This is a genomic window from Halomonas sp. NYA30 (assembly GCF_976980765.1).
This window is the reverse complement of record NZ_OZ334477.1, coordinates 677,878-693,134: the sequence shown is the minus strand read 5'-3', so window position 1 is coordinate 693,134 and position 15,257 is coordinate 677,878. Positions and strand designations below refer to the sequence as shown.

The following is a 15,257-nucleotide window of genomic DNA, read 5'->3' as shown; positions in this document are numbered from 1 at the left end:
GCGGCCAACCGTGAGCTAACGCTCTGGCGGGTAGGTGCACGGGTAGTGACTAAACACACTGGCTGTCATCCGTCAGTCATGGACTCGGGTTAGCGTGGCAATAAGCTGCCAAAAGAGTCCAAACAACATGCCACAGCGCCGACGCCCCTCTCTCAGCTCTCCTCTCAGTGCCCCGGAAGTCGCGGCCCTAACCCAATTAGCCAACGGCAATGCCCTGTATCTACAGCGCGAAGCAGAGCGCAAGGCACGGCTGGCGTCGGCTTTAACGCTGTTTCACTCAACGGCGTCAACGACCGAGACGCCGTTGAGCGGTTTGAAGATACTAATGATTTCGGATGTCTACTTCCCCCGCGTCAATGGCGTTTCCACCTCCATCGCCAGTTTTCGCGGTGCCCTTGAACGCCTGGGCCACTCGGTCACGCTGATCTGCCCCGACTATCCAGTCGGCCAAGTGGATGAGCCGGGCGTACTGCGCATCCACTCGCGCCAAGTACCCGGCGATCCGGAGGATCGCATGATGCGCTACCGGGACTTGATCGCCCTGGCACCGCAGCTTGCCGACCAGGGCTTCGATCTCATTCATGTCCATACGCCGTTTACCGCCCACTATGCCGGCGTGGCCCTGGGACGTCGGCCCGGACTGCCAGTGGTGGCCACCTATCACACCCTGTTTGAGGAGTATGTTCATCACTATATCCGCTGGCTTCCACGACGCTGGCTGCAACTTGCCGCTCGCCGACTTTCAGTGCACCAGTGCCAGCAGCTCGACGCCTTGGTGGCACCCTCCCAAGCAATGCAGCAAGCACTTATCCGCTACGGCGTGACCACGCCCTCCACGGTCATTCCCACCGGCTTGTCGCTGGAGTCGTTCTGCCACCCTCCGGGAGCCCAGGATGATAGCGACTTTCGTGCCCATTACGACCTGCCTACAGATGCGCCCCTGCTGCTCTACGTAGGTCGCGCGGCCTTTGAGAAGAACATCGATTTTCTAATCGATATGCTCCCCAAGGTATTAGCCGAACACCCCAACACCCGGCTGATTATTACCGGCGAAGGCCCGGCTCATGACTCGCTTGTACGGCGCGCCCAGGAAGTTGGCGTGGCAGAGTCGGTGCTGTTTCTCGGCTATCTCGACCGCAACGGCCCGCTGCAGGCGGCCTACAGTGCCGCCGACGTTTTTGTATTTGCATCACGCACAGAAACCCAAGGGCTGGTACTGCTGGAGGCAATGGCTCTCGGCACACCGGTAGTTTCCACCGCCGCGATGGGCACACTTGATGTGTTAAAAGAGGGCGAAGGCTGCCTAATCGCCGAAGATAACCATGACAACTTCGCCACCAAGGTCAACCGCCTGCTAGGTGATGACACCCTGCGCCAACAGCTCGCAGAACGCGCCCAAGTCTACGCCGCTAGCTGGCACGAAGATGTCAAAAGCGCAGAGTTGGTTAGTCTTTACCGACAGCTGGCGGCTGAGCGTTTGGCTAAAACGAGTAAATAATTGCTGAAATCTCCGCGGACACTTTGTGGACACATTCAGGCATTCAGGAAGGGAAAAACTCAAATAGCAGGCACAAAAAAAGGCGCCTAAGCGCCTGATTTTAAATGTGGTGCCGGTAGCCAGACTCGAACTGGCACACCCGTAAAGGCGGCGGATTTTGAATCCGCTGCGTCTACCAATTCCGCCATACCGGCAATGCGTGCGTAGTATACGTAAATTTCTAGTTAGGTCAATCACATTGACTGACTTTATCCTGCCAAAGCGCTATCCTATGCCGCCTGTTTGATCAACGCTAAGAGTTATACGCCATGCAGCGCGCGGATTTTCATTACGAGCTACCCGACGAACTAATTGCTCGCTACCCTTCTGAACAGCGTAGCGACTGCCGTTTGCTGTGCGTGGATGGCCAGAGCGGTGCGTTGGAACATCGCCGCTTTCCTGATTTGCTTGAGCTTTTGGAACCGGGCGACCTGCTGGTGTTTAACGACACCCGCGTAATTCCGGCGCGCCTGCACGGCCATAAGGCCAGTGGCGGCAAGGTGGAGATGCTGCTTGAGCGCCCGCTGGATGCTTACCGTGGCTTGGCGCATATCCGCTCGAGTAAATCGCCGAAGCCCGGCACCGAGCTGATTTTCGAGGGCAATGTTCACGCCATCGTAGAAGGTCGCCTTGATGCGCTGTTTGAGCTGCGCTTTTTAGGCGATACGCCAATGATCGCGCTGCTTGAAGAGCACGGCCATATGCCGCTGCCGCCGTATATTACCCGGGAAGACGAACTCAGCGACCGTGAGCGCTACCAAACCGTGTATGCCCGGCGTGACGGCGCAGTGGCGGCGCCGACCGCCGGGCTGCACTTTGATCAGCCGCTGCTGGACGCCCTTGCCGATAAAGGCATCAACCGTGCCTTTGTCACGCTGCACGTGGGCGCGGGCACTTTTCAGCCGGTGCGCGTCGACAACATCCTTGAACACCATATGCACAGCGAGTGGATTGAGGTCACGGAAGCCACCTGCCAGCAGGTGCGCGAGACCCTAGCAGCCGGTAAGCGCGTGGTGGCGGTGGGCACCACCAGCGTGCGCTGCTTGGAAAGCGCCTGCATGAAGAGTAGCGACGGCCAAATCGCGCCTTATAGTGGCGATACCGACATTTTTATCTACCCCGGTTACCAGTGGCGCTGCGTGGATGCTTTAATTACCAACTTTCATTTACCTGAATCGACACTGTTGATGCTGGTGTCCGCCTTCTCGGGCTATGACACCATCATGCACGCCTACCAACGGGCAGTGGCCGAGCGCTATGCGTTTTTTAGCTACGGCGATGCCATGCTGTTAACCCGTTAGCGGTTGACTGCTGATTATTGACCCGCTTGAGCTGCTCCAGTCGCGCCAAACGAACGAGATTAACGAGTTACCTTTATGCGAAACGAATGCTTTATGCGCTTTGAGCGCTTGGCCGACGATGGTCGTGCCCGCCGTGGCCGCCTCCACTTTCCCCGTGGCACGGTGGAGACTCCGGCGTTTATGCCGGTAGGCACTTACGGCACGGTGAAAGGCATGACACCGGACTCCGTCAAAGAGATCGGCGCCGAGATCATCCTGGGCAATACCTTTCACCTGTGGCTGCGCCCCGGTACCGAGGTGATTGAAGCCCACGGCGACCTGCACGACTTCGCCCAGTGGGATAAACCGATTCTGACCGATTCCGGCGGCTTTCAGGTATTTTCCCTGGGCGAGACGCGCAAGATCACCGAGCAGGGTGTGCACTTCCGCTCGCCGGTGGATGGCAGCAAAGTCTTTATGGGCCCGGAAGAGTCCATGGCGGTTCAGCGCTCACTGGGCTCCGATGTGGTGATGATTTTTGACGAGTGCACGCCCTACCCGGCCACCTTTGACGAAGCCGAGAAATCGATGGAGCTGTCGCTGCGCTGGGCCAAACGCTCGCGGGTGGCACACGGCGATTCACCTTCCGCACTGTTCGGTATTATCCAGGGCGGCATGCACCCCGAGCTGCGCGAACGCTCGCTTAAAGGGCTGCTGGAGATCGGCTTTGATGGGCTGGCGATTGGCGGGCTTTCTGTGGGCGAACCTAAAGAAGAGATGATCAAGGTGCTCGACTACCTGCCCACCTGGATGCCGGATGAGAAGCCGCGCTACCTAATGGGCGTCGGTAAACCCGAAGACCTGGTGGAAGGCGTGCGCCGTGGGGTGGATATGTTCGATTGCGTGATGCCCACCCGCAACGCGCGTAATGGCCACCTGTTCACCTCGGAAGGCACGGTCAAAATTCGTAACGCCAAGCACCGTTTTGACACCCGCCCGCTTGATGAAGAGTGCGATTGTCATACCTGCAAGAGCTTTTCGCGGGGCTATCTGCATCACTTAGACCGCTGCAATGAAATGCTCGGCTCAATGCTCAACACTATTCACAACTTACGTTATTACCAACGTGTAATGGCTGATTTGCGCGCGGCAATTGAAGCGGGTACATTGACGACCTTTGTGGAAGGCTTCTATGCACGGCGTGGCCTGCCAGTGCCTCCCCTAGCGAATTAATCGCCACGCGCCTTGGCGCGTGGTTTAAACTGCTTGGCTATGCTTTTAAAAACCATGCTTTTTACGCTTTATTAAACTAGAGCTTTATTAAACCTAAGCTTTTCTAACCCAGACGTTTTCTAACTCAGGAGTTCTCTGTAATGCTGGATTTCTTCATCTCACCAGCCCATGCCCAAGAAGCCGCCGCTGGCGGTGGTATTGCGCAAATCGTCATGCTGGTCGGCTTCGTGCTGATTTTCTACTTCCTGTTGTGGCGCCCGCAGGCCAAGCGCGCTAAGCAGCACAAGCAGCTGGTCACCAATCTGGACAAAGGTGATGAGATCGTCATTGGCGGTGGTTTGGTAGGTCGTATCACGAAGGTGAGCGACGAATTCCTGACCATCGAGATCTCTGAAGGCACCGAAGTTAACGTGCAGAAGAACGCCGTTGCCGCCGTACTGCCTAAAGGCACCATCAAGTCCATCTAAACCCTGTAATACCCCTGCCGAGCCAGTGCCAGCCACCCCGGCAGGGGTGACATGGTATGAATGATGGTGAACTTTGCTGTGCACGGCGTGTCCGTGCACAGCATTCCGTTTGTAATTGAAGGCAGGGCTTGCATGCTCAACCGTTACCCCCTGTGGAAGTATCTACTGATACTGGTCGTCCTGGTGGTTGGCCTTATCTACTCGCTTCCCAATCTATTCCCCGAAGACCCCGCCATCCAAATCAGCAGCGCCCAAGGCGATTCGCTGGATGAGCGTCAGATAGACCGCGTTGAAACCGCGCTCCGCGAAAACGATATTGAGGTCAAAGCGCTCGAAGAAGAGAACGGGCAGTGGCTTATTCGTTTGCGCCACGACGATGATCAATTGAATGCCCGCGATATTGCCGCCGATCTTTTGGGCAATGATGCAACGGTGGCCTTAAACCTCGCCGAAGCAACGCCCGAGTGGCTGCAGGCGTTTTCCGCCTCGCCCATGACACTGGGCCTTGATCTGCGTGGTGGCGTTCACTTCCTGCTCGAAGTGGATATGGACGCTGCGCTAACCCAGCGCCTGGAAGTCAACGCCAGCGCTATGCGTGAACTGCTGCGCAGTGAGCGTCTCCGCTACCGCAACACTGAAGTCGAAGAACGCACGCTGTCGATCGACTTCGCCAGCGCCGAAGACCGCGATACGGCACGTAGCCTGATCAGCCGCGACTTCCCTGATTTTGAATATAGTAGCGAAGGCGATGGCCGCGCTTCCTCGCTGGTAATGACGCTTAGCGATCAGTCGGTCAGCGAAATTCAGGATTACGCGATCAACCAGAACTTGACCACCCTACGCAACCGGGTCAACGAACTGGGTGTGGCTGAGCCTATGGTGCAGCGCCAAGGCCCCAACCAGATCGTCGTAGAACTGCCCGGCATCCAGGACACCGTGGCGGCTAAGCGCATTGTTGGCGCAACGGCTAACCTGGAGTTCCGCCTGGAAGCGCGCAACGATACGCCGGATAACGAAACGGAAACCCTTACCTTCCGTAACGAGACTTCGCGCTCTGCCGAGCTAATGCGCGATGTGATCATTACCGGCGATAGTGTTTCCAGCGCCAGCAACAGCTTTGATGAGAATGGCCGCCCGCAGGTCAATATTGACCTGGATGGCACCGGCGGCACGCTGATGAACCGCGCCACGCGCACCAATATCGGCCGCAATATGGCGGTGCTGTTCATCGAACATAAGAGCGAAGACACAGTGGTGACCGACCCGGAAACGGGTGAAGAAACCATTGAACGCGAGCCTTACGTTGAGCGCGGCCTGATTAGCCTGGCAACGATTCAAAGCGCTCTGGGCAACAGCTTCCGGATCACCGGCTTAGACTCGCCAACGGAAGCCGCTGAACTGGCGCTACTGCTGCGTTCTGGCTCCCTTGCCGCGCCCATCTACTTCGTACAAGAGCGTACGATCGGGCCAAGCCTGGGCGCTGAAAACATCGAGCGGGGCCTGCTTTCGGTACAGATCGGCCTGCTGCTGGTCGTGCTGTTTATGCTGGTGCGCTACAAGGTGTTTGGCATTTTTGCCAACATCGCCCTGGCGTTGAACTTAACGCTGCTGGTCGCGGTGATGTCGATGCTGGGCGCCACGCTGACGCTGCCGGGTATTGCCGGTATCGTACTGACGCTGGGTATGGCGGTGGACGCCAACGTGCTGATCTTTGAGCGAATACGCGAAGAGCTGCGCAACGGCATGTCGGTGCAACAGGCGATTCAAGCCGGTTATGAGCGCGCCTTTACCTCCATCGTCGACGCCAATATCACCACGCTGCTGGTGGCCGTTATCCTGTTCTCGATTGGCTCCGGCCCGGTGAAAGGGTTTGCCGTCACGCTCTCTATCGGCATTTTGACGTCGTTGTTCACCGCGCTAATGGTGACTCGTGCCATGGTCAACTTGGCTTACGGCAGCAAACCCGTCAAAAAGCTGTGGATCTAACTTAAGAGGTGGTAATGAAACCCCTAACACACCTGCAAATCGACTTTATGGGCCGGCGCAAACTCGCGTTTGTCGTCTCCGCGGTGCTACTCATCGTGTCGATTGGCGCCATTCTGATCCAGCAGCTCAATTTAGGGCTGGACTTCACTGGCGGCACGCTGATTGAGGTGCGCTACGGCGCAGCGCCTTCATTAGACGCCATTCGGGTACTGCTTGAAGAGAGCGGCTTCCAAGATGTCTCCGTACAGACTTTCGGGGCATCAACCGAAGTACTGATTCGCCTTCAGCAGGCGTTTGATGCTGATGTGGGTGGCGAGGTGGTTAACCTGCTGCGCTCTAGCGGCGATAGCGTGAACCTTGTCCGCTCTGAGTTTGTGGGCTCCCAGGTTGGCGACCAACTACGCGACCAGAGCGGGCTTGGCCTGCTGGTAGCCCTGGGCGTAGTAATGCTCTATGTGGCCTTCCGCTTTCAGTATAAGTTTGCGATTGGCGCGCTGCTGGCACTGCTGCACGACGTGATTATCGTAGTGGGCGTTTTCGCGCTATTTCAGCTCGATTTCGACCTCACGGTACTGGCGGCCATTCTGGCGGTAATCGGCTACTCCTTGAACGACACCATCGTGGTTTACGATCGCGTTCGCGAATCAATCCGCACCTCGCGCATCGACGATATGCCGCAGATCTTCAATGAAGCAATTAACGCCACGCTCTCGCGCACCCTGGCAACGTCGGGCACCACCTTACTGGTACTGCTCGCGCTGCTGCTGCTTGGCGGCGATATGATTGAGAACTTCGCCATTGCGCTACTGGTCGGCATCGTGGTGGGTACGTTCTCATCTATCTACATTGCTGCGGCACTGCTGCTACCGCTGAAGCTGTCGCGGGAAGATTTGATTCCCACCAAGAAAGAGCTCGACGAAGAAGAGGAAGAGCTGCCTTAACGGCGCCTCTGCTTAACCCACTTCTTCCGCCCACAAAAATGCCCCTGCTGGATTCCCAGCAGGGGCATTTTTTATTCGTCGCCGTGAAGATCTGACATGTAGGCAACTTAATTAGTGCTGTTTAGAAGTGCGGCGTTAGCTGCTTGGTCAACGCTTTGTAGAGACGCGGCCCAGCGGCCATTAGCTGCCCTTCTACCTTTACGGCAGGCTGGCCATCTGGCGTTCCCATCAAGGCGCCCGCTTCTTTCAGGAACAGCGTTCCTACCTGCATATCCTGCTCTTCGAGGCCAAGCACGAACGCACTGTCGACGCGGCCACAGGCCAGTTCACATAGATCCAGCAATCCACTGCCCGTGGCAACCAGAGTTTCTACTTGCGGGGCAAGTTGCTGGGAGACGGTTAAATAGGCAGGTAAATTGCGCGGGCGCAACCATACTTCCGGCAGGCTCATGGCCATGCGCGTGCCGCTAATGGCAGTAGGCTTGCTAACGCGCATGCGCTTGTCGTTGTGCTGGGCACCGCGGCCACGGCTGGCGATATATTCGTCGTCAGCGAACGGGCAGATAATCACCGCGTGCTCGGGACGACCTTTGATAAGACACACCACTGAGAGTGCAAAGCCCTTACCGGCCACGGCTAAATTGGAGTAGCCATGCATCGGTTCAATTTTCCAGACGATATCGGCGCCTTCGCCTTCACCCGCGCGGTGCGGGGTAAAACGGCCGGTAACACCGTGCTGGGGGTAGCCGCGCTCCAACTGCTGAACAATTGTCGCTTCGGCCTTGCGCGCCGTCTCATCGAGCAGGCGGTCAAGGTTAAATTCATCGTGCGCGTTTTCAATACGTTCGCGTACGCGCAGGAAGTGTTCAACAGCGCCACGCGCAGCGCGCAGCGTAAATTGGACCATCGGATTCATGGTTGGGCCTTGTGACAGTGATGTTAAAGAACGTGATGCTAACAATAGAGCATTAAGTAGGCGCAGGTGCCGCCTTTGGCGCGCAATTCTAGCAGACCACTCTCGGGCATGCCATCGACTCATGCTAGACTGCGCGTTTTACGCATTAATGATCCCTTGTTTTTATTAACAGGGCCCTATTAGCAGGATCTTATTAACCGGATCTTATTAACAAAGACTATTTACCGAGCCTTATCATGCTTGAGCGCATTCGCATTGTTCTTATCGGCACTAGCCACCCTGGCAATATCGGCGGCGTGGCACGCGCCATGCACAATATGGGCTTGGCAGATTTAGCCCTTGTTGCCCCCCGCTGCGAAGTCATTACCCAGGACAGTATTTCCCGCGCGTCCGGCGCTGACCACCTCCTTCATCAAGCCAGTGTGCACGCTACTCTTGAAGACGCAGTGGCTGATTGCACCCTGGCCGTGGGTGCCAGTGCGCGCTCACGCACTCTGCCCTGGCCAATGCTCTCGCCCAGGGAATTAGCCGACCGGCTGCCCGCCGAGTGCCAAGCGGCTGAGTCACGCGTGGCGCTAGTGTTTGGCCGCGAGGACAGCGGCCTGACCAATGCTGAGCTACAGCGCTGCCATGCCCACGTGCATATTCCGACTAATGCCGATTTCAGCTCGCTCAATTTGGCCGCAGCAGTGCAGGTGCTAGCCTATGAGTGTCGGATGGCTTGGCTAAGCCAGGCAGATGCGCCTTCAGCGACGCCGAGCGATGACGCTGAACTGGCTACCCACGCGGAGCTTGAGCGTTACTTCGAGCACCTGGAGCGCACGCTGATCGGCATTGATTTTCACGACCCTGACCAGCCGCGGCAACTGATGGCGAGACTGCGCCGACTCTATCTGCGCGCCCGCCCGGAGCGTATGGAAATGAATATATTGCGTGGCATACTGTCGGCCACCGAGAAGGCCGCCAACACCAAGCAAACCAAGTCATAATTTATTAGGCTTGAAGATGCTGACTTGAAGACGTTACCTAACGCCCCCACGTTGAAGGTCTGTTTAGTTATCTTCATGCGATGCACTTTCAGTTGAGTGACTGCACCTCTACCGCCCAAGGATCACCTCATGTTTCAACGTCTACGTGAAGACATCAACAGCGTATTTGACCGCGACCCAGCCGCACGTAACTTTCTTGAGGTGCTGACCAACTACCCCGGCCTGCACGCTCTACTGCTGCATCGCTGCGGCCACTGGCTGTGGAAAAAAAACCTCAAATGGCTAGCGCGGACGCTATCGACGTTTTCACGCTGGCTAACCGGTATCGAGATCCACCCGGGCGCCACCATCGGACGGCGCTTTTTCATCGACCACGGCATGGGCGTGGTGATTGGTGAAACGGCTCAGGTCGGCGATAACGTCACGCTGTACCAGGGAGTTACGCTGGGCGGCACCAGCTGGAACAAAGGCAAGCGCCACCCAACGTTGGGCGATGGGGTGATTGTCGGCGCGGGCGCCAAGATACTAGGCCCCTTTACCGTGGGTGCGGGAGCCAAAATTGGCTCTAACGCGGTGGTCACGAAAGAAGTACCGCCGGGCGCCACAGTGGTCGGTATTCCCGGCAAAATCGTCAAGCGCACCGACCCTGATGTGGAAGAGGCGCTGGATGTCGACCCCGCCCGTCGCGAGGCTATCTGCCAGAAATTTGGCTTTGATGCTTATGGTGTCAGCCAGGATATGCCCGACCCCGTAGCCCGCTCGATGCAGGCCATGCTCGACCATATGCACGCCGTGGATGAACGAATTGAGCGCATGTGTTCGACCCTGCGCAAGCTTGATGACAACTACCGTGACGGCCAGCTACCGGCGCTACGCGAAGAAGATTTTGCCGGCATTCTGGATGAGCACGATACCGGCTGCCCAGGCGTTGGCAAACGTTCGGCCACACCGGCATCAGCTAAGCAAGAGGCTGGGCAAGAGACCGAGCAAGAAACACTGCCGCCGCGTAATGGTTGACCAAAGCACTCAGGTTTTCCCATAATGGCAACACATTTGCCGTCAGTGCGCTGAGCGTTCAGCGTCGAGGGGCTTGCCATGCGCTTGACCACCAAAGGCCGTTACGCCGTTACCGCCATGCTCGATTTAGCCTTGCATGCCCACAACGGCCCGACCAGCCTAAGCGATATCTCCCAGCGCCAAGAGATATCGCTCTCCTATTTAGAGCAGCTTTTTGCTCGCCTGCGCCGTGCAGGCTTGGTCAACAGCGTGCGCGGGCCAGGCGGCGGCTACCTGCTGTCGCAACCGGCGGAAGAAATTAGCGTTTCCAAGGTGATTGATGCGGTGAATGAAAGCGTTGATGCCACGCGCTGCCAGGGGCTTTCCGATTGCCAGCAGGGCGACACCTGCCTGACACACCACTTGTGGTGCGAGCTTTCCGTTCAGATACGCCATTTCTTTGACGAGATGACGCTGGCACAACTGATGCTGCGCCCTGATGTCATACGTATTGCATCGCGACAGAAACAGCGTGCCGAGGCGGGTATTCTTGCCTCCTCACCCTGACCCAACGCTCCCTGACCGACAAACTGCTGGAACATAACGATGACCACACCCACGCTGCCCATTTACCTAGATTACGCCGCCACTGCGCCGGCGGATGCCCGCGTGGTTGAGGTTATGCAGCGCTACCTAACGGTTGACCAGCTATTCGCCAACCCGGCTTCGCGCAGCCATATGTTAGGTTGGCAGGCAGAACAGGTGGTTGAGCAGGCCCGCCGCCAAGTGGCCGACGCGATTGGCGCCGACCCACGAGAAATTGTCTGGACCAGCGGTGCCACCGAAGCGGACAACCTGGCGCTGATCGGCTTTATGCGCGCTAACCGCGAGCGTGGCCTACACTTGGTGACCTCGACGATTGAGCATAAAGCCATCGTAGACACGGCCCATGCGCTGGAGAAAGAGGGGTTTGAGGTAACGTGGCTCACGCCTGGGCGTGACGGCTGTATTCAGCCTGAAAAGCTGCGCGAAGCCATGCGCGACGATACTGCACTGGTCTCACTCATGGCGATTAATAATGAGCTGGGCAGCATCAACGATATTGCCGCTTTGGCGGCCGTTGCTCATGAGTTTGGGGCGGCCTTTCATACCGATGCTGCCCAGGCGGTGGGGCGTATTCCCTTAGACGTAGCGGCCCAGCAGATCGACCTGATGTCGCTGTCCGGCCATAAAACCTACGGCCCTAAAGGCGTCGGCGCGCTATATGTGAAGCGCCACCCGGATATCCGCGTAGAGGCGTTAATTCATGGCGGCGGTCACGAACGTGGCATGCGTTCCGGCACGCTACCGACGCACCAAATTGCAGGCATGGGTGAAGCTTTCGCGCTGATGCAACAGCAATACGATGACGACAACGCTCACATTACACGTTTACAGCAGCGCTTTTTGCGCGGACTTGAAGGCGTAGAAGGTGTCTTTGCTAACACACCGCTAGATAATGCGGTTCCCAATATTCTCAATCTGGCGTTTGAAGGCGTCGACGGTGAGTCATTACTGATGGCGCTGCGCGATGTAGCGGTCTCTACTGGCTCCGCGTGCAACTCGGCAAGCGTTGACCCTTCTTATGTACTGCTTGGCATCGGCACGCCCCGCTCGCTGGCGCTCTCGTCGCTGCGCTTTAGCTTCGGGCGTTTTACTACCGAAGCAGAAATCGATCATGCGCTAACGCTCATACGCCACGCAGTGAGCGGTTTACGTACACCGCCCGGTTAAGCGGCTGACTATTTTTAAGGAGAACGCCTCATGGCAACACTCAACATTACCCCGGCTGCCGCACAACAGATTCGTCACGTGCTTGATGAGCGTGGACAAGGCCTAGGCCTGCGCGTTTCGGTCAAGCCAAGCGGTTGCTCCGGCTACAGCTACGTACTCGATTTCGCCGACACCGTTAGCGAAGAAGAAGTCCATTTTCAAGAGCACGGCGCAAGTGTCTATGTGGCGCCTGATGCGGTCGAAATGCTCAACGGTAGCGAAGTGGATTATGTCAGCGAAGGTTTAAACCGCTTTTTCCGCTTCAACAACCCTAACGTCAAAGACGAATGCGGTTGCGGCGAAAGCTTTACTGTTTAGCCTTTGCGCGGACAGCTCTCATCGCCGGTATTCATCCCCCGGCTTAAGCGTTATAATCGCGCCCCTGAATACCTAACATCAGGCAGCCGGGTACTCCCGTGCGCTTGTAAAACGCTAGCTGCTGAAACGCTATTAGCCGAATTATTTTCTAGGCCGCCCCGGCTTTACTGGGGCGGCAATTTTGCTTAGCCCCCATTTATGGAGACCATTTACATGGCTACTGAACGCACTCTTTCTATTATCAAGCCTGATGCCGTTGCTAAAAATGCGATCGGTGAAATCATCGCCCGCTTTGAAAAAGCCGGCCTGAACGTTGTTGCCGCGAAGATGGTTCACCTCTCTGAAGAGAAGGCTGGCGGTTTCTACGCAGAGCACAAAGAGCGTCCTTTCTTTAAAGACCTGGTCGGTTTCATGACCTCTGGCCCGGTCGTTGTACAAGTGCTTGAAGGTGAAGGCGCCATCGCTAAAAACCGTGATCTGATGGGCGCAACTAACCCGAAAGAAGCCGCACCTGGCACTATTCGCGCTGATTTCGCGGAAACAATCGATGCGAACGCTGTCCATGGTTCTGATTCTCCGGAAAGCGCTGAGCGCGAAATTAGCTACTTCTTTGGCAACGACGAAATCTGCCCGCGCTAAGCCTTTCAGGTAGCGCCGCCGCATCTACTTCCGTTGCCGGCCATTTTGCGGGGGCCTCGCCCCCGCCCCTTTCTAAAACGCTGACCGCCATGACCACCACTGTAGCCCAACATACGCCCGCCCCCCGTACTGACGCTGATAGCTCAGACGCCGCCAGCACGCCTGCTGCCAAAGCGACGCCTGAACGTCACAACCTGCTTGGCATGTCCCGCGAGCAGATGGAAGACTTCTTTTTGTCCATCGGCGAAAAGAAATTCCGTGCTGCGCAGCTGATGAAGTGGATTCACCAGGAAGGCAGTGATGACTTTGCTGCCATGACGAATCTCTCCAAGCCGCTGCGTGAAAAACTGGCGCGGGTAGCTGAAATTCGTGGCCCAGCGGTGATCTACGAAGGCACCTCTAGCGATGGCACGCGCAAGTGGGTGCTCGAAGTAGAAGATGGCAGTTACGTCGAAACGGTGTTGATTCCGGCCGAAAATGGTAAACGCCGTACGCTGTGCGTTTCATCTCAGGTGGGCTGTTCGCTGGATTGCAGTTTTTGCTCGACCGGCAAGCAAGGGTTTCAGCGCAATTTAACCGCCGCTGAAATTATCGGCCAGGTGTGGGTCGCCCAGCGTAGCGTTGGCCCGCGTCGCGATACGGCCAACCGCCCTGTCACCAACGTCGTAATGATGGGCATGGGTGAACCGTTGCTCAACTTCGACAACGTCGTACCCGCCATGAAGCTGATGCTTGACGACAACGGCTATGGTTTGTCCAAACGCCGCGTGACGCTGTCGACTTCCGGTGTGGTACCGATGATCGATAAGCTCGGCGATGAGATGGATGTCAGCCTGGCGATTTCGCTGCACGCCTCGACCGACGAGCTGCGCAACGAGCTGGTACCGATCAACCGCAAGTACAATATTCGTGCCCTGCTGGATGCGTGCCACCGCTACCTTGCCAAGTGCCCGGACAATCGTCAGGTCACGATCGAATATACGCTGATCAAAGACATCAATGATCAGCAGGAACACGCCGAGCAGCTCGCGGCACTGCTTAAAGAGCTGCCGTGCAAGATCAACTTGATCCCGTTTAATCCGTTCCCCAACTCAGGGTACGAAAAGCCATCGCGCAACCAGGTCATGCGTTTTCAGCAGTGGTTGTATGACTTGAATTACAACGCTACGGTCAGAACGACCCGCGGTGAAGATATCGACGCCGCCTGTGGTCAACTCGTTGGTCGCGTGAAAGACCGTACCAAGCGCAGCGAACGCTATATTCAGTCGGTACAGCTTGATGCTGACTAAACGTAAACAGGGCTTATCTTGACTTCCGCCTAGCACGGCGCTTTGATGGTCACGGTTTTTATGTAGCATCAGGTTAGTTGTTGGACGTTCACCACAAGAGGATTTACATGATCGCTCACCGCAGGCGCCTACACCCATCACGGGTGCCCATGCTAGCCGTTCTTATCGGCAGCTTGTGGCTAGCCGGCTGTGCTTCGTCCAGTACTCAGACACCTCAAGCCAATCCAGAAGCGGCTGACGCCTACACGCAGTTAGGCGTTGCTTACCTGGAACGTAATAACCTTCCTCGCGCACTCAATGCACTGGACCGGGCACTAGAGATTGCTCCACGCCATGCAGAAGCACTGCAAGCACTAGCGCTGGTTTACCAACGCCAGGGCGAGCGCGCGCTTGCCAACGACTATTTTCAACAGGCGGTTAACGCTGAGCCGGATTACACACGCGCCCGCAACAACTATGCGGCGTTTTTATACGGGCAGGGTCAGTTCAACGCTGCCTGTGAACAGTTAGAGACCGCATCCGAGGATGCCCAGTACGCCAACCGTGCCCAGCTATTTACCAATTTAGGGCAGTGTTATCTGGCACTGGAAGAATTTGATAAAGCACGCGCTCGGTTGGAGCGCGCACAGAGTATTGATCCGCGTAATTCACGCGGTTATTTAATGTTAGCTGAACTCGAATATTCGCAGGGCCATTACACTCAAGCCTGGGCGCCGCTGCAAACCTATTTACAGCTCGCCGAGCCCAACCAAGCAGCGCTAAGAATGGCGGTTGATATCGCCCACGCACGCGGCGAACATGATGTTGCCGCCGAATACCAGCGCTTGCTAGGCAACGACTGACTGATTGGCGCC

15 protein-coding genes and 1 tRNA gene are annotated in these 15,257 nt (G+C 56.8%); 14 read left to right on the top strand and 2 right to left on the bottom strand.

The genetic code is table 11. The features are described from left to right. Positions 1 to 127 precede the first annotated feature (127 nt). On the top strand, positions 128 to 1,498 hold the full coding sequence (locus ACWI0H_RS03205; RefSeq protein WP_485874801.1) for a glycosyltransferase: 1,371 nt from the start codon (positions 128 to 130) through the stop codon (positions 1,496 to 1,498). Positions 1,499 to 1,605: 107 nt separating this feature from the next. Here ACWI0H_RS03205 and ACWI0H_RS03200 read toward each other — a convergent pair. After that, positions 1,606 to 1,692, bottom strand: a tRNA-Leu gene (locus ACWI0H_RS03200). 114 nt (positions 1,693 to 1,806) lie between these two features. Between ACWI0H_RS03200 and queA the strand changes: the two genes are divergently transcribed. The 5 genes from queA (at position 1,807) to secF (ending at position 7,444) form a co-directional block, all read left to right on the top strand. Then, positions 1,807 to 2,838, top strand: coding sequence for a tRNA preQ1(34) S-adenosylmethionine ribosyltransferase-isomerase QueA (queA, locus tag ACWI0H_RS03195; protein ID WP_485874799.1), 1,032 nt, complete (start codon positions 1,807 to 1,809; stop codon positions 2,836 to 2,838). A 93-nt stretch (positions 2,839 to 2,931) separates the two neighbouring features. After that, a complete protein-coding gene (gene tgt / locus ACWI0H_RS03190) occupies positions 2,932 to 4,050 on the top strand; it encodes a tRNA guanosine(34) transglycosylase Tgt (RefSeq protein ID WP_485876151.1) in 1,119 nt (372 codons plus the stop codon). A 140-nt stretch (positions 4,051 to 4,190) separates the two neighbouring features. After that, positions 4,191 to 4,517 (top strand): preprotein translocase subunit YajC, encoded by a 327-nt coding sequence (yajC, locus tag ACWI0H_RS03185; protein WP_007111584.1) that lies wholly within the window; start codon positions 4,191 to 4,193, stop codon positions 4,515 to 4,517. Positions 4,518 to 4,649: 132 nt separating this feature from the next. After that, entirely contained in the window at positions 4,650 to 6,503 is a 1,854-nt protein-coding gene (gene secD / locus ACWI0H_RS03180; protein WP_485874797.1) for a protein translocase subunit SecD, read from the top strand. A 14-nt stretch (positions 6,504 to 6,517) separates the two neighbouring features. Further along, positions 6,518 to 7,444: a protein translocase subunit SecF gene (gene secF, locus ACWI0H_RS03175; protein WP_485874795.1), complete on the top strand. Its 927-nt coding sequence runs from the start codon at positions 6,518 to 6,520 to the stop codon at positions 7,442 to 7,444. Positions 7,445 to 7,565: 121 nt separating this feature from the next. Here secF and ACWI0H_RS03170 read toward each other — a convergent pair whose 3' ends face one another. Further along, positions 7,566 to 8,360: an inositol monophosphatase family protein gene (locus tag ACWI0H_RS03170; RefSeq protein WP_485874793.1), complete on the bottom strand. Its 795-nt coding sequence runs from the start codon at positions 8,358 to 8,360 to the stop codon at positions 7,566 to 7,568. 236 nt (positions 8,361 to 8,596) lie between these two features. Here ACWI0H_RS03170 and trmJ point away from each other — a divergent pair, with 236 nt between their 5' ends. The 8 genes from trmJ to pilW all read left to right on the top strand — a co-directional run bounded on the left by trmJ (position 8,597) and on the right by pilW (position 15,245). Further along, on the top strand, positions 8,597 to 9,349 hold the full coding sequence (gene trmJ, locus ACWI0H_RS03165; RefSeq protein ID WP_485874791.1) for a tRNA (cytosine(32)/uridine(32)-2'-O)-methyltransferase TrmJ: 753 nt from the start codon (positions 8,597 to 8,599) through the stop codon (positions 9,347 to 9,349). 129 nt (positions 9,350 to 9,478) lie between these two features. Continuing rightward, positions 9,479 to 10,366 carry a serine O-acetyltransferase gene (gene cysE, locus ACWI0H_RS03160; RefSeq protein ID WP_101147310.1) on the top strand — a complete coding sequence of 296 codons (888 nt, stop codon included), beginning with the start codon at positions 9,479 to 9,481 and terminating at the stop codon, positions 10,364 to 10,366. Positions 10,367 to 10,444: 78 nt separating this feature from the next. Continuing rightward, entirely contained in the window at positions 10,445 to 10,912 is a 468-nt protein-coding gene (gene iscR / locus ACWI0H_RS03155) for a Fe-S cluster assembly transcriptional regulator IscR (RefSeq protein WP_035564577.1), read from the top strand. A 39-nt stretch (positions 10,913 to 10,951) separates the two neighbouring features. Next, the gene (locus ACWI0H_RS03150) at positions 10,952 to 12,118 is read left to right on the top strand and encodes an aminotransferase class V-fold PLP-dependent enzyme (protein WP_101147311.1); all 1,167 of its coding nucleotides are present in this window, start codon (positions 10,952 to 10,954) and stop codon (positions 12,116 to 12,118) included. Between the two features lie 30 nt (positions 12,119 to 12,148). Then, complete coding sequence (locus ACWI0H_RS03145) at positions 12,149 to 12,475, top strand: HesB/IscA family protein (RefSeq protein WP_008959762.1); 327 nt, start codon at positions 12,149 to 12,151, stop codon at positions 12,473 to 12,475. 213 nt (positions 12,476 to 12,688) lie between these two features. After that, entirely contained in the window at positions 12,689 to 13,114 is a 426-nt protein-coding gene (gene ndk / locus ACWI0H_RS03140) for a nucleoside-diphosphate kinase (protein WP_008959763.1), read from the top strand. An 89-nt stretch (positions 13,115 to 13,203) separates the two neighbouring features. Further along, positions 13,204 to 14,403: a dual-specificity RNA methyltransferase RlmN gene (gene rlmN, locus ACWI0H_RS03135; protein WP_101147312.1), complete on the top strand. Its 1,200-nt coding sequence runs from the start codon at positions 13,204 to 13,206 to the stop codon at positions 14,401 to 14,403. A gap of 107 nt (positions 14,404 to 14,510) precedes the next feature. Beyond that, the gene (gene pilW / locus ACWI0H_RS03130) at positions 14,511 to 15,245 is read left to right on the top strand and encodes a type IV pilus biogenesis/stability protein PilW (protein WP_101147313.1); all 735 of its coding nucleotides are present in this window, start codon (positions 14,511 to 14,513) and stop codon (positions 15,243 to 15,245) included. Positions 15,246 to 15,257 lie beyond the last annotated feature (12 nt).

What these genes read in the sequence shown, in the direction of transcription:
- tgt (WP_485876151.1), top strand. Translation starts at nt 2,932, where the DNA reads ATGCGCTTTGAGCGCTTGGCCGACGATGGTCGTGCCCGCCGTGGCCGC.
- secD (WP_485874797.1), top strand. Translation starts at nt 4,650, where the DNA reads ATGCTCAACCGTTACCCCCTGTGGAAGTATCTACTGATACTGGTCGTC.
- ACWI0H_RS03205 (WP_485874801.1), top strand. Translation starts at nt 128, where the DNA reads ATGCCACAGCGCCGACGCCCCTCTCTCAGCTCTCCTCTCAGTGCCCCG.
- secF (WP_485874795.1), top strand. Translation starts at nt 6,518, where the DNA reads ATGAAACCCCTAACACACCTGCAAATCGACTTTATGGGCCGGCGCAAA.
- cysE (WP_101147310.1), top strand. Translation starts at nt 9,479, where the DNA reads ATGTTTCAACGTCTACGTGAAGACATCAACAGCGTATTTGACCGCGAC.
- yajC (WP_007111584.1), top strand. Translation starts at nt 4,191, where the DNA reads ATGCTGGATTTCTTCATCTCACCAGCCCATGCCCAAGAAGCCGCCGCT.
- ACWI0H_RS03150 (WP_101147311.1), top strand. Translation starts at nt 10,952, where the DNA reads ATGACCACACCCACGCTGCCCATTTACCTAGATTACGCCGCCACTGCG.
- ACWI0H_RS03145 (WP_008959762.1), top strand. Translation starts at nt 12,149, where the DNA reads ATGGCAACACTCAACATTACCCCGGCTGCCGCACAACAGATTCGTCAC.
- iscR (WP_035564577.1), top strand. Translation starts at nt 10,445, where the DNA reads ATGCGCTTGACCACCAAAGGCCGTTACGCCGTTACCGCCATGCTCGAT.
- queA (WP_485874799.1), top strand. Translation starts at nt 1,807, where the DNA reads ATGCAGCGCGCGGATTTTCATTACGAGCTACCCGACGAACTAATTGCT.
- ndk (WP_008959763.1), top strand. Translation starts at nt 12,689, where the DNA reads ATGGCTACTGAACGCACTCTTTCTATTATCAAGCCTGATGCCGTTGCT.
- pilW (WP_101147313.1), top strand. Translation starts at nt 14,511, where the DNA reads ATGATCGCTCACCGCAGGCGCCTACACCCATCACGGGTGCCCATGCTA.
- trmJ (WP_485874791.1), top strand. Translation starts at nt 8,597, where the DNA reads ATGCTTGAGCGCATTCGCATTGTTCTTATCGGCACTAGCCACCCTGGC.
- rlmN (WP_101147312.1), top strand. Translation starts at nt 13,204, where the DNA reads ATGACCACCACTGTAGCCCAACATACGCCCGCCCCCCGTACTGACGCT.
- ACWI0H_RS03170 (WP_485874793.1), bottom strand. Translation starts at nt 8,360, where the DNA reads ATGAATCCGATGGTCCAATTTACGCTGCGCGCTGCGCGTGGCGCTGTT.